Source organism: Arthrobacter sp. YD4, from assembly GCF_030410515.1.
Taxonomy (GTDB): Bacteria; Actinomycetota; Actinomycetes; order Actinomycetales; family Micrococcaceae; genus Arthrobacter.
On the sequence record NZ_JAUHHD010000003.1, the window covers coordinates 401,344 to 414,094 of the forward strand.

The following is a 12,751-nucleotide window of genomic DNA, read 5'->3' on the forward strand; positions in this document are numbered from 1 at the left end:
TCCCTAGCGCGGCCGGCGGGCGGCGTGCTCGCGGGCCAGGACGGCGTACCGGTCATCCGGGGTGCCCGGCGTGAAGCTGCCGTACTTGCGTTCCACCGCCGTCTTGATCAGGAAGTCGGCCAGCGCCGGGTTCTTCGGCAGCAACGATCCGTGGAGGTAGCTCGCCACGATGTTCCGGTACCGGGCGCCCTCATGGCCGTCGCCGCTGTTGTTGCCGGTGCCCTTGGCGGTGGTGCCCAGGGGTTCGACGCCGGGACCCAGGGTGGTCTGGCCGCTGTGGTTCTCGTAGCCCAGGACGGTCCCGAACTCGGGGGTGGAGACGCTGACGTTGCCGATCAACCGCTCGTCCGTGCCGTTCGTCTCGACATCCAGGATGCCGATCCCGGGGATGACCGAGCCGGTCCGGGTCCGGAAGAACCTCCCGAACAACTGGTAGAGGCCGCAGATGACCAGCATGGGCGTGCCGTCCTCGGCGAGTTCGCGCAGCACCGTTTCCCGGGACAGCAGGTCGTCCTGGATCACCAGCTGGCCGCTGTCCTGGCCGCCGCCACCGACGATCAGGTCCACGTTCGCGGGGAAGTCGTCGCCCACGTTGTACTCGAGCAGTTCGGGGGTGTAGCCGTGCCAGCGCAGCCGCTGTGCCATGACCAGGGCGTTGCCCCAGTCGCCGTAGATGTTCATGTCCCGCGGGTAGAGCTGCAGCACCCGGATGGTGCCCTTGCTGGGGGCGGCGGGTTCCTCCGGGGGAAGCTCGTGGCCGTGGGAGAGTTCGTGCTGCGGACCGGTTTCCGGGGTCACGAGACCACCTCCACTGTGGTGATTTTGGACAGCTCGCGGCGGATGGCCAGCATGGCTGTGTAGGTGCAGAAGATCCGCTTCGGCCGGTCCTTGGCGCCGCGGATGAACGCGGCCAGGGCCGGAGCGATCTCCGTGTCGACCGCGCCGATGGCGACGTCGTCGTACTGCAGGCGCAGGGCCATGTCGTAGGCGCGGGAGCCGGTCAGCTGGTCCACGCCGCCCTCGCGGAGGGTGTCGAACTCGACGTCCCAGAGCCAGGACATGTCCCGGCCGTCGGCGTAGTTGTCGTTGATCGCGATCATGGTCGCGTAGCCCGCGGCCGGGAAGGACTTGAGCCCCAGCCGGAAACCGCTCGGGTTCTTGACTAACACCAGGTCCAGCGGCAGGCCGTCCACCACCAGGCTCTCGCCGCGGCCGAACGCCGGCGCGACGTTGCCCAGGGCCGTGAGCAGGCCGGCGTGGTCCGTGGCGGTACCGCGGACGGCAGCGATGGCGCGGGCCAGGGTCAGGGCCGCGGCGGCGTTGAATATGTTGTAGACGCCGCGCAGCTTCATCGGCGTCGACACGGTGGCGCCGTCGTAGTCGAAATCGGCGTCGGCCGGGCCCACGCGGCGGAGGACGACGTCGGCATTCGGCTTCGCGGGGGCGTCCGGAACCGGGCTGCCCGGGGCGGAGCGCATGTCGTCGTCATTGGGGAAGGTGCTCAGCAGCGAGTCGTCCAGCCCGAAGTAGCGGACCTCCGGACCGCCCACGGCCGGGGTGGCGAGGGTGGCGGCGATCCGGGCCACCCGCGGATCCTCGCGGTTCAACACGACGGTCCCGGTGGTCTTCGAGGCAATGTGCTGCAACAGGTCCGCGGTCTTGTCGATCTCGCCGAACCGGTCCAGCTGGTCCCGGAGGACGTTCAGCAGCAGGCAGTAGCGCGGCGGGACCTTGTTGACGAAGTGCACCGCGTGGGCTTCGTCGAGCTCCAGCACCGCGATGTCGGCGTCGAGCCTGCCGCGCCAGTCCACCTCACCAAGCAGCGCGGCGGCAACGCCGCGGGTGAAGTTGCTGCCCGTGCGGTTGGTGAAGACCTTCAGGCCCTGGCTCTCGAGGAGTTCCACGACCATCTTGGTGGTGGTGGTCTTGCCGTTAGTTCCGCTGACGACGGCGACGCCGAGCGGCAGCGTGGCCAGCGTCCTCTGCATGAAGCCGGGGTCGATTTTCTCGACCACCAGGCCGGGAAGGGCGGAGCCTCCACCCCTGAGCCGGGAGACCCGGCGGACGAACTTGCCGAGCGGGACGCTGAAGTAGAGCATGCCTTGTAATATATCCCAGCCGGGGCATAGAACCCGGCCCGGAGGCCCCGCCCGGTGCGGCCCGCGGCGGACGGCCGCACTATGCTGGCAGGATGACCTCCCCACTCTTCCCGCCCGGCTCCAGCGTGGGCTCGGGCCTGCGCATCGGTGTCCTGGCGCTCCAGGGCGACTTCCGCGAGCACCTGCGTGCGGTGGAAGCCGCCGGAGCCACCGGCGTCGGCGTCCGCCGGCCCGGCGAACTCGACGGCCTGGACGGACTCATCATTCCCGGCGGCGAATCGACCACCATCGACAAGCTCTCCCGGGCCTTCGAACTCCGCGAACCCCTCGTCGGACGGATCCGCGACGGCCTGCCGGTCTACGGCTCCTGCGCCGGCATGATCCTGCTGGCCGACGACCTCACCGACCCGGCCACCGACCTCGCCGGGAACCCGCAGCAGACCTTCGGCGGCCTGGACATGACCGTCCGGCGGAACGCCTTCGGCCGGCAGCGGGAATCCTTTGAAACGGACCTGGAGTTCAAGGGACTGGAGTTCAGTGCCGGAGACACCGGCGTCGCACCCGTGCACGCCGTGTTCATCCGCGGCCCGTGGGTGGAACGGGTGGGACCCGGCGTCGAGGTCCTCGCCCGGGTGGAACCCACCGGCGCCGGAGCCTCCGGCGTGCTGGACGGGGCCGCTAGAATTGTTGCAGTGCGTTCCGGCAAGCTGCTGGCCACCTCCTTCCACCCGGAAGTGACAGGGGAAAAGCGCGTGCATGAACTGTTTATTCGAATGATCAGAGGAGAAGCGTAAAGCATGTCAGGCCACTCCAAATGGGCGACGACCAAGCACAAAAAGGCCATCATCGATAGCCGACGGGCCAAGTCGTTCGCCAAGCTGATCAAGAACATCGAAGTTGCCGCCCGGATGGGCGGACCGGACCTCGCCGGCAACCCCGGCCTGGAACTGGCCGTCACCAAGGCCAAGAAGACCTCGGTCCCCAACGACAACATCGATCGCGCCATCAAGCGCGGCGCCGGCCTCACCGGCGAGGTCGTGGACTACACCGAGATCATGTACGAATGCCGCGGCCCGCAGGGTTCGGCCCTGCTGATCGAGTGCCTCACGGACAACAAGAACCGTGCTGCCTCCGAGGTCCGCCTGGCCATCTCCCGCAACGGCGGCACCATCGCCGACCCGGGCTCCGTCAGCTACCTTTTCACCCGCAAGGGCGTCGTGTCTTTGCCCAAGAACGGCCTGACCGAAGATGACGTGCTGATGGCCGTCCTCGACGCCGGCGCCGAGGAGGTCAAGGACAACGGCGAGAGCTTCGAGATCCACTCCGAGCCGACCGACCTGCAGGCCATCCGCGACGCGCTCAAGGAAGCCGGGATCGAGTACGACACCGACGAGGCCGAGTTCGTGCCCTCCATGCAGGTCCCGCTGGACCTCGAGGCGGCCAAGAAGTTCATGAAGCTCGTCGACGCCCTCGAGGACCTCGACGACGTCCAGAACGTGTACAGCAACGCCGACCTCAGCGACGAAGTACAGGCCGCCCTGGAAGCCGAGTGACCCTTCGCGTCCTCGGCGTCGACCCCGGCCTCACCCGCTGCGGGATCGGCGTCGTGGACGTCGAACGGAACCGGCGCGCCACCATGGTGGACTTCGGCGTCGTCGGCACCTCACCGGAGGAAAGCTTGGACCAGCGGCTGCTGGTGATCGCCACCGCCATCGACGAGTGGCTGGACAAGTACCAGCCGCAGGTCCTGGCCGTTGAGCGGGTTTTTTCGCAGCTCAATGTCAGCACGGTGATGGGCGTCGCCCAGGCCTCCGGCGTCGTCATCGCCGCCGCGGCCCGGCGAGGCATCCCCGTCGCCCTGCACACCCCTTCGGAGGTCAAGGCGGCCGTGACCGGCAGCGGAACCTCTAACAAGGACGCCGTGACCAAGCTGGTCACCAAGATCCTGCGCCTGGACGCCCCGCCGCGACCGGCCGACGCCGCCGACGCCCTGGCCCTGGCCATCACGCACGCCTGGCGCTCCGGCGGGGGAGTCGCCGCGGCCGGCGCCGCTAGTGCGCGGATCCCGACGGCGGCCGCCGCGTCGCGCTCGGCGCTCACCCCGGCGCAGCGGGCCTGGGCCGACGCGGAGCTCAAAGCGCGCCGTGCCGCCAAGTAACGGGCCAAACCTCCGCCCGCTTGGTACGGTATTCGTAGATATGTTCGGATAACTCAGGAGCCAGGCCTTGATCAGTTTTCTCCGCGGAACCGTTGCGCACGTCGGCCTCTCCTCGGCGGTGATCGACCTCAACGGTGCCGGCATGAGCGTCTACGCCACTCCGCAGACCCTCAGCAAGCTCCACGTCGGCGAAGAGGGCAAGGTCTTCACCTCGCTCATCGTCCGCGAAGACTCGCTCACCCTCTTCGGCTTCGCCAGCGACGACGAGCGCGAGGTCTTCGACATCCTGCTCAGCGTCAGCGGCGTCGGGCCCCGGCTGGCGCTGGCGGTCCTCGCCGTCCACGACCCCGAGGCCATCCGTGTCGCCGCCCACTCCGGCGACGGCAAGGCGTTCACCAAGGTCCCCGGCATCGGCCCCAAGGTCGCCGGCCGCATCGTGCTCGAACTCGCCGGCAAGCTGGTCCCGCACGGCACTACCGACGCCGCCGCCCCGGTCCGCTCGGTCGAGGCCGTGTGGAAGCCGCAGGTGGTCGCGGCCATGACCAGCCTCGGCTGGTCCGAGAAGGACGCCACCAGCAGCATCGACAAATCCCTGGCCGACTCCCCGGAACTGGCCGAGCGCGGCAACGTCGCTGAGATCCTCCGCGCCACCTTGCGCTGGCTCGGCCAGGATGGCGCCCGTGCCGGGAACCGGGTAGGCACTCGTGGCTGAGCCGTCCCTCGTCGCCGGGGGAGAGGAACCCGAGGAGCGCGCCATCGAGGCGGCGCTCCGGCCCAAGAACCTGCACGACTTCGTCGGCCAGCACCGGGTCCGCAAGCAGCTGTCCCTGGTCCTTGAGGCCTCCCGGATCCGCGGCCGCAGCGCCGACCATGTGCTGCTCTCCGGCCCTCCCGGCCTGGGCAAGACCACCCTGTCCATGATCATCGCCGCGGAAATGAACGCCCCGCTCCGGATCAGCAGCGGCCCCGCTATCCAGCACGCCGGCGACCTCGCGGCCATCCTGTCCTCGCTCTCCGAGGGCGAGGTGCTGTTCCTGGATGAGATCCACCGCATGTCCCGGCCCGCCGAGGAGATGCTGTACATGGCCATGGAGGACTTCCGCGTCGACATCGTCGTCGGCAAGGGAGCCGGGGCCACCGCCATTCCGCTGGAACTGCCGCCGTTTACCCTGGTCGGTGCCACCACCCGCGCCGGCCTGCTGCCCGGTCCGCTGCGTGACCGCTTCGGCTTCACCGGCCACCTCGAGTTCTACGCCGTCGAGGAACTGGAACTGGTGCTCCGCCGCTCCGCCGGGCTGCTGGACCTGAAGGTCAACTCGGCCGGATTCAGCGAGATCGCCGGACGCTCCCGCGGCACGCCCCGCATCGCCAACCGGCTGCTGCGCCGGGTCCGCGACTGGGCGCTGGTGCACGGCGTGGAGCAGATCGATGCCCGCAGCGCCTCGGCCGCCCTGGACATGTACGAGGTGGACAAGCGGGGCCTTGACCGGCTGGACCGCGCCGTCCTGGAAGCGCTGATCACCAAGTTCGGCGGCGGCCCCGTGGGCCTGTCCACGCTGGCGATTGCCGTCGGCGAGGAAACCGAGACCGTCGAAACCGTCGCCGAGCCCTATCTGGTCCGGGAGGGCCTGCTGGGCCGCACCCCGCGCGGACGCATAGCCCTCGCCCCCGCCTGGACCCATCTGGGCTTCGCGGTTCCCGCCGGGGTCTTCGGACAGGAACCCCTGGACCTCTTCGAGGAAGACGGCGCCGGCGGGGAACCGGCCGCAACCCATCCGTAACCGGCAATAGCACTCGCCCGGGCCGTTTTCCCTTTAGACTGGTATGACGCTCGGCACGTTCGGGCCTTCGTTTCCGCAGGGCGGCTCCCGCCAGCCGCCGCTGGCCGGCATGGGTTTGCTGCCGGGCCGTGCGCCGCGTGGCCAGGGACGAAGCTGACGGTGCTGTGAAACCAGCTTGCAAGTACAGAACGGAACTTTCCCCTTGGATCCAATGACAATTCTCCTGTTCGTCATGCTCGGCGTGTTCGTCTTCATGATGTTCCGCCGCAACAAGAAGACGCAGCAGCAGCAGGCAGAGCTCCAGTCGAAGTTCGGACCCGGCGTTGACGTGATGACCAGCTTCGGCCTGTTCGGCCGCATCGTCTCCATCGACGACGCCGAGAACAAGGTTGTCCTGGAACTCTCCCCGGGCAACACCGCCACGGTTCACCGCCAGGCCGTGACCAAGATCGTCGAGCCGGTCGCCGCCGCCGAGGAGCCTACCGTGGTCCCCGACGACGCCTCCTCGCTCACCCTCGGCAACGCCGACACCCACGACGCCGGCGTCACCGGTGCAGCCCCCGCCGCTGAGGCCCCGCGCGCCGAAACGCCGGAGGAAACCCTGCGCCGCCTGAACGATGAGAACAGGAAAGACAGCTAGTCTGCCTCCTGAGCTACCCGCGGAACCACGGTGCGCGGGCATCCGCCGGTGCGGGCCTGAGAGGTCTGCGCCGGCGGTTCTTCCGTAAACAATAGAAAGATCGACAATGGCACGAACTGGCCCTAAAAACTCAGCCCGCAGGGTGCTGGTCTGGCTTGGCGTTATCCTCGTCGCCCTGACCGCAGTCCTGGCCGGCGGCACCATGGCCGGACAGGCCAGCTGGGCTCCCAAGCTCGCCCTGGACCTCGAAGGCGGAACCCAGATGATCCTGGCGCCCAAGGTCGAGGGCAACACGGGCATCAACGAAGACCAGCTCAACCAGGCCGTGGCGATCATCCGCCAGCGCGTGGACGGCTCCGGCGTCGCCGAGGCCGAAATCTCCACCCAGTCCGGACGCAACGTCGTCGTCAGCCTCCCGGGTACCCCCTCCAAGGAGACCCGCGCCCTGATCCAGGCCTCCGCGGACATGAACTTCCGCCCGGTCATCCAGGCCGGCGCCGGCGCGGCCGTGCCCGAAGCCCAGCGCACTCCCGAGGACAAGCTGCCCAAGCCCACCGCCGCTCCCGCGAACAGCAGCGACGAGAACTGGGTCACCGCCGACGTCTACAAGAAGTTCGAGGCGCTCGACTGCGACAACCCGTCCCAGGACAAGCAGGAACGCTCCGACCCGGCCAAGCCGCTGGTCACCTGCGAGCCCGCCGCGGACGGCAAGCCCGCGGTCAAGTACATCCTCGGACCGGTGGAGGTGAAGGGCTCGGACATCAAGACCTCCTCCTTCCAGCTCCAGCGCGGTGCCCAGGGTGCCGTCACCAACGAGTGGGCCGTCGACATCCAGTTCAACGACCAGGGCACCGCCAAGTTCAAGACCGTCACCGAGCGGCTGAACCAGTTCTACGTCGCCGCCGGCGGCGCCACCGGTTCGGACCCGAAGTCCCAGTTCGCGATCGTCCTGGACGACCAGGTCATCTCCGCCCCGCGGTCGCAGGCCGTCATCACCGACGGTCGTCCGCAGATTACCGGCGGCTTCACCGAACAGTCCGCCAAGGCCCTGTCCGACCAGCTCCGCTTCGGTGCCCTGCCGATCAGCTTCGACATCCAGAGCGAGCAGCAGATCTCCGCCACCCTCGGCGGGGAGCAGCTGCGCATGGGCATGCTCGCCGGACTCATCGGCCTACTGCTGGTGGTCGTGTACTCGCTGTTCCAGTACCGGGCCCTCGGCTTCGTCACCGTTGCCTCGCTCGTCGTCGCCGGCGCGCTGACATACCTCGCTATCGCGATCCTGGGCTGGACGGAGAACTACCGCCTGTCCCTGGCCGGCGTGGCCGGCATCATCGTGGCCATCGGCCAGACCGCCGACTCCTTCATCGTCTACTTCGAACGCATCCGCGACGAACTGCGCGAAGGCCGCGGCCTGGTCTCGGCCGTGGAGAACGGCTGGAAGCGCGCCAAGCGGACCGTCCTGGCCTCCAAGGCCGTGAACCTGCTGGCCGCCCTGGTGCTGTACTTCGTCGCCGTCGGCAACGTCCGCGGCTTCGCCTTCACCCTGGGCCTGACCGCGATCGCCGACCTGATCGTCGTCTTCATGTTCACCCACCCGACGCTGCAGCTGCTGGCCCGGACCAAGTTCTTCGGCGAGGGCCACACCTTCTCCGGCCTGGACCCCAAGCGCCTCGGCGCGGTGCCGCTGTACCGCGGCGCGGGCCGGATCCGGACCCCCGAGGACAAGCCGGTCGCCGTCGTGCGCGCCAAGAACACCAAGGCCGCGGCCGAAGCCGAACGGCGCATGACGATCGCAGAACGGCGTCTCGCGGAACGGCAGGAGCAGGCCGGCCAAAGCCAGCTCGCCGGTTCCGGCAAGAACTCGTCCAAGGAGGGCAAGTAAATGGCCAGCTTCGCTACATTCGGTAACGAGCTCTACACCGGCAAGCGCTCCTACGACTTCGTCGGGTCCAAGAAGATCTGGTTCCTGATCGCGGCGGCCGCCGTCGCGCTCTCGATCCTCCTCCCGGTGGTCAAGGGCGGCTTCAACCTCGGCATCGAGTTCCGCGGCGGCTCCGAGTTCACCGTCTCCAACGTCAAGGACCGCGACCCGGGCCTCGGCGAGAAGGCGGTCCAGGACGTCGTCTCCGGCAGCCTGCCGCGGGTGGCCAACGTCGCCGGCAACACCATGCGGATCCAGACCGACAAGCTTACCGACGACGAGACGCTGAAGATCAAGGACGGTCTGACCAAGGCCTACGGCGTGACGGACAACGAGGTGACCTCCACCTTCGTCGGCCCCACCTGGGGTGCGGACGTGACCCAGCAGGCCCTGCTCGGCCTGGCCGTATTCGTCGGCCTCGCCGCGGTGCTGATGGCGCTGTACTTCCGGACCTGGAAGATGTCCCTCTCGGCCCTGGCCGGCATGGCGGCCACGATGTTCATCACCGCCGGCGTGTACTCGCTCAGCGACTTCGAGGTCACCCCGTCCGCGATCATCGGCTTCCTCACGGTCCTCAGCTACTCGCTGTACGACACCGTGGTGGTCTTCGACAAGATCCGCGAGAACACCGCGGACCTGCAGGCGTCCACCCGGCGGACCTTCGCCGAAGAGGTCAACCTGGCCGTCAACCAGACCCTGGTCCGCTCCATCAACACCATGATGGTGGCGATCCTGCCGGTCGGCGCGATCCTCTTCATCGGTGCCGGGCTCCTCGGCGCCGGCACCCTGCGCGACCTGTCGCTCGCCCTCTTCGTGGGCATCCTGATCGGCACCGCCGCCACCATCTTCGTCGCCGCCCCGCTGTACGCGTGGCTGCGCCAGGGTGAGCCGGAACTGGTCAAGCAGGCCAAGCGGGTGCAGCAGCGCCGGGCGGACAACGCCGCCAAGACCGCCGCCGCGACCGCCTGACAGGCCACCACAGCAGCACCGCCCGACGGGCCGGAGAACGTCCAGGACGCTCTCCGGCCCGTCGGGCGTTCGCGCCGGTTATCGAACTGTCTCGCCGCGGGAATACACTTGAGTAATTAACGGGTTGGAAGAGGTTGCTTTCTTGGAAGAACGTTCGACGTCGGCGCCTGCAGTACCGGCGGAAGAGGCCCACGGCCAGGGTTCACAGACTGGCGTGGCCGCTCCCGGACGCCCCGACGCGGCCGTGCCCGTCGACAACACCGGCACCCGCCCCACTTTCCCCGGCCGGCGCGAACGCACCCGCTCACGCCTGGCCCGCCTCACCGGCCGCGGCACCCCCGCCTACTCGCCGATCCTGGAGCCGTTGCTGCGCACCGTCCGCGCCAACAACCCCAAGGACGACTTCGAACTGATCCAGCGCGCCTTCGTGGTCGCCGAACGCTGCCACCGCGGCCAGAAGCGCAAGAGCGGGGACCCGTACATCACCCACCCCGTGGCGGTGGCGACCATCCTGGCCGAACTCGGCATGAACGGCACCACCCTCGCCGCTGCCCTGCTGCATGACACGGTGGAGGACACCTCCTACACGCTGGATGACCTCAAGGGGGAGTTCGGGCCCGAGGTGGCCATGCTGGTGGACGGCGTCACCAAGCTGGACAAGGTCAGCTTCGGCGAGGCCGCACAGTCCGAGACCGTCCGCAAGATGGTCGTGGCCATGGCCAAGGACATCCGCGTCCTCATGATCAAGCTCGCGGACCGGCTGCACAACGCCCGAACCTGGCGTTTCGTCTCCGCCGAATCCTCGGCCAAGAAGGCCCGCGAGACCCTGGAAATCTTCGCGCCGCTGGCCCACCGCCTCGGCATGAACACCATCAAGTGGGAACTCGAAGACCTCTCCTTCGCCGCGCTCTACCCCAAGGTGTACGAGGAGATCGTCCGCATGGTGGGGGAGCGCACCCCCGAACGCGAGAAGAACCTGGCGGTCATCCGCAACCAGATCACCGAGGACCTGCGCGCGGCCAAGATCAAGGCCACCATCACCGGACGGCCCAAGCACTACTACTCGATCTACCAGAAGATGATCGTCCGCGATAAGGACTTCGACGACATCAACGACCTCATGGGCGTCCGCGTCCTGGTCGACTCGGTCCGCGACTGCTACGCCGCCCTCGGTGCGATGCACTCCCGCTGGAACCCGCTGCCCGGCCGGTTCAAGGACTACATCGCGATGCCGAAGTTCAACATGTACCAGTCGCTGCACACCACGGTGATCGGCCCCGGCGGCAAGCCGGTGGAAATCCAGATCCGCACCCACGAGATGCACCGCCGCGCCGAGTACGGCGTCGCCGCCCACTGGAAGTACAAGGACCAACCCAACCGCACCGCCGCCGGCCCCGGAAGCCCGCGCGACGGCGACATGGGCTGGCTGCGCTCCCTGGTGGACTGGCAGCAGGAAACTTCTGACCCGGGCGAGTTTTTGGACTCACTGCGCTTCGAGATCAACGCCCGCGAGGTCTTCGTCTTCACCCCCAAGGGCGAGGTCATGGCCCTGCCGGCCGGGTCCACCCCGGTGGACTTCGCCTACGCCGTGCACACCGAGGTGGGTCACCGGACCATCGGCGCCCGCGTCAACGGCAAACTCGTCCCGCTCAACAGCGAACTCAACCACGGCGACTGGGTGGAAATCTTCACCTCCAAGGCGGAGGGTGCGGGCCCCAGCCAGGACTGGCAGCACTTCGTCAAGAGCGCCCGGGCCCGGAACAAGATCCGTCAGTGGTTCAGCAAGGAACGCCGCGAAGAGGCGATCGACCGCGGCAAGGACCTGCTCACCAAGGCGATGCGCAAGCAGAACCTGCCTCTGCAGCGACTGATGACCCACGACGCCCTCGCCGCGATCGCCGAGGACTTCAAATACACGGACATCTCCGGCCTCTACGCCGGCGTGGGCGACGGACACACCTCCGCCCAGTCCGTGATGGAACGCCTGGTCGAGAGCCTCGGCGGCAACGACACCCCCGAAGACGACCTCACCGAGGTCTCCATCCCGGCCCAGGTGTCCAAGACCCGGTACTCCGACTCCGGCGTCGTGGTCCGCGGCGTGGACGACGTCTGGGTCAAGCTGGCCCGCTGCTGCACCCCTGTGCCGCCGGACCCGATCCTGGGCTTCGTCACCCGCGGCTCCGGCGTCTCGGTCCACCGCACCGACTGCACCAACGTCTCCGGGCTGATGGACCAGCCGGACCGGATCGTCGAGGTCGAGTGGGCACCCACCCAGTCGAGCGTGTTCCTCGTGGAGATCCAGGTCGAGGCACTGGACCGCAAGTCGCTGCTCTCCGACGTCACCCGGGTGCTCTCCGAGAACCATGTGAACATCCTCGCCGCCAGCGTCCACACCTCCACCGACCGGGTGGCGATCTCCAAGTTCGCCTTCGAGATGGGCGATCCGAAGTACCTGAGCCACGTGCTCAGCGCTGTTCGCAGGATCGACGGGGTCTTCGACGTCTACCGGACCACCGGCAACCGCCGCCGCAGCTAGCCTCGGAAGATTGCCCTCACCGGCTACCCACTGCCCTCCCGGACCCTTTCCAGCACCGCGAGGGCCGAGTTCTTGTACGGCAGCCGCGGCACGGCCTCGACCGCCCGGACCAGCAGGTTTAGGCGTACGGGCAGTTCCGGGGCGGACAGCAGTGCGGTGAGCGCGGGCACGGCGTGTTCCGGCCTGACGTGCAGGGCGATGTCGACGGCGGTGCGCAGCGGGCTGGAGACCATCAGGCCCCCCAGGCTCACCACATCCATGGTCCCGAGCCGCGTCTCGTGGAAGCTGCAGCCCCTGGCTCCGCGAAGGCTGGAGATCCGCCGGTTGGCATCCACCAGCAATGCCAGCCGGTCCGGCTCCCGGGCGCAGCCGTAGATCCAGGCCGCGGTCATCCGGCCGGCCACCACCCGCTGCCGGATGGCGGCCGGGATCAGTGCCGCCGCGGCCCGTGCGCGGAGCTGCGGGGTGGCCGGGGCCCCGGGCGGCAGGAAGCCGCGCTGGGAGATCCGCGCCAGCACGCCGTCGGCCGCCATGGCCTGCAGTTCCGCCCACGAGAAGAGCGGCCCCGGCGAGTACAGCACGGGCGGGTCGAGCCCCGAGGGGACGGAGGGGACCGGCGGAAGGGTCATTGAGCCATCGTGCCGCGG

The 12,751-nt window shown here is 68.5% G+C and carries 12 protein-coding genes; 9 read left to right on the forward strand and 3 right to left on the reverse strand.

Annotation, left to right across the window (positions count from 1 at the left end; genetic code table 11):
* Positions 1-3 precede the first annotated feature (3 nt).
* Complete coding sequence (locus QWJ39_RS10380) at positions 4-711, reverse strand: glutamine amidotransferase (RefSeq protein ID WP_290257889.1); 708 nt, start codon at positions 709-711, stop codon at positions 4-6.
* Positions 712-794: 83 nt separating this feature from the next.
* The gene (locus QWJ39_RS10385) at positions 795-2,099 is read right to left on the reverse strand and encodes a Mur ligase family protein (protein ID WP_290257716.1); all 1,305 of its coding nucleotides are present in this window, start codon (positions 2,097-2,099) and stop codon (positions 795-797) included.
* Between the two features lie 92 nt (positions 2,100-2,191).
* On the opposite strand from QWJ39_RS10385, the gene pdxT reads away from it, so the two are divergent.
* The 9 genes from pdxT to QWJ39_RS10430 all read left to right on the forward strand — a co-directional run bounded on the left by pdxT (position 2,192) and on the right by QWJ39_RS10430 (position 12,104).
* Positions 2,192-2,893, forward strand: a complete 702-nt coding sequence (pdxT, locus tag QWJ39_RS10390; protein WP_290257717.1) for a pyridoxal 5'-phosphate synthase glutaminase subunit PdxT — start codon at positions 2,192-2,194, stop codon at positions 2,891-2,893.
* Positions 2,894-2,896: 3 nt separating this feature from the next.
* On the forward strand, positions 2,897-3,652 hold the full coding sequence (locus tag QWJ39_RS10395; protein WP_290257718.1) for a YebC/PmpR family DNA-binding transcriptional regulator: 756 nt from the start codon (positions 2,897-2,899) through the stop codon (positions 3,650-3,652).
* A complete protein-coding gene (gene ruvC, locus QWJ39_RS10400) occupies positions 3,649-4,257 on the forward strand; it encodes a crossover junction endodeoxyribonuclease RuvC (RefSeq protein ID WP_290257719.1) in 609 nt (202 codons plus the stop codon). The genes QWJ39_RS10395 and ruvC overlap by 4 nt, the downstream gene beginning before the upstream one ends.
* A gap of 67 nt (positions 4,258-4,324) precedes the next feature.
* Entirely contained in the window at positions 4,325-4,969 is a 645-nt protein-coding gene (gene ruvA, locus QWJ39_RS10405; protein WP_290257720.1) for a Holliday junction branch migration protein RuvA, read from the forward strand.
* Positions 4,962-6,038 carry a Holliday junction branch migration DNA helicase RuvB gene (gene ruvB / locus QWJ39_RS10410; protein WP_290257721.1) on the forward strand — a complete coding sequence of 359 codons (1,077 nt, stop codon included), beginning with the start codon at positions 4,962-4,964 and terminating at the stop codon, positions 6,036-6,038. Before ruvA ends, ruvB begins: the two co-directional genes overlap by 8 nt.
* Positions 6,039-6,249: 211 nt before the next feature.
* Positions 6,250-6,678 (forward strand): preprotein translocase subunit YajC, encoded by a 429-nt coding sequence (yajC, locus tag QWJ39_RS10415; protein ID WP_290257722.1) that lies wholly within the window; start codon positions 6,250-6,252, stop codon positions 6,676-6,678.
* Between the two features lie 106 nt (positions 6,679-6,784).
* Positions 6,785-8,560 (forward strand): protein translocase subunit SecD, encoded by a 1,776-nt coding sequence (gene secD / locus QWJ39_RS10420; protein WP_290257723.1) that lies wholly within the window; start codon positions 6,785-6,787, stop codon positions 8,558-8,560.
* Positions 8,561-9,568: a protein translocase subunit SecF gene (secF, locus tag QWJ39_RS10425; protein ID WP_290257724.1), complete on the forward strand. Its 1,008-nt coding sequence runs from the start codon at positions 8,561-8,563 to the stop codon at positions 9,566-9,568.
* A gap of 244 nt (positions 9,569-9,812) precedes the next feature.
* The gene (locus QWJ39_RS10430) at positions 9,813-12,104 is read left to right on the forward strand and encodes a bifunctional (p)ppGpp synthetase/guanosine-3',5'-bis(diphosphate) 3'-pyrophosphohydrolase (RefSeq protein ID WP_290257890.1); all 2,292 of its coding nucleotides are present in this window, start codon (positions 9,813-9,815) and stop codon (positions 12,102-12,104) included.
* 23 nt (positions 12,105-12,127) lie between these two features.
* Here QWJ39_RS10430 and QWJ39_RS10435 read toward each other — a convergent pair whose 3' ends face one another.
* Positions 12,128-12,733: a type IV toxin-antitoxin system AbiEi family antitoxin gene (locus QWJ39_RS10435; RefSeq protein WP_290257725.1), complete on the reverse strand. Its 606-nt coding sequence runs from the start codon at positions 12,731-12,733 to the stop codon at positions 12,128-12,130.
* Positions 12,734-12,751 lie beyond the last annotated feature (18 nt).

Excerpts from the sequence above, each read along its gene's own strand:
- QWJ39_RS10395 (WP_290257718.1), top strand. The coding sequence starts at position 2,897 with ATGTCAGGCCACTCCAAATGGGCGACGACCAAGCACAAAAAGGCCATC.
- yajC (WP_290257722.1), top strand. The coding sequence starts at position 6,250 with ATGACAATTCTCCTGTTCGTCATGCTCGGCGTGTTCGTCTTCATGATG.
- secD (WP_290257723.1), top strand. The coding sequence starts at position 6,785 with ATGGCACGAACTGGCCCTAAAAACTCAGCCCGCAGGGTGCTGGTCTGG.
- QWJ39_RS10435 (WP_290257725.1), bottom strand. The coding sequence starts at position 12,733 with ATGACCCTTCCGCCGGTCCCCTCCGTCCCCTCGGGGCTCGACCCGCCC.
- pdxT (WP_290257717.1), top strand. The coding sequence starts at position 2,192 with ATGACCTCCCCACTCTTCCCGCCCGGCTCCAGCGTGGGCTCGGGCCTG.
- QWJ39_RS10385 (WP_290257716.1), bottom strand. The coding sequence starts at position 2,099 with ATGCTCTACTTCAGCGTCCCGCTCGGCAAGTTCGTCCGCCGGGTCTCC.
- secF (WP_290257724.1), top strand. The coding sequence starts at position 8,561 with ATGGCCAGCTTCGCTACATTCGGTAACGAGCTCTACACCGGCAAGCGC.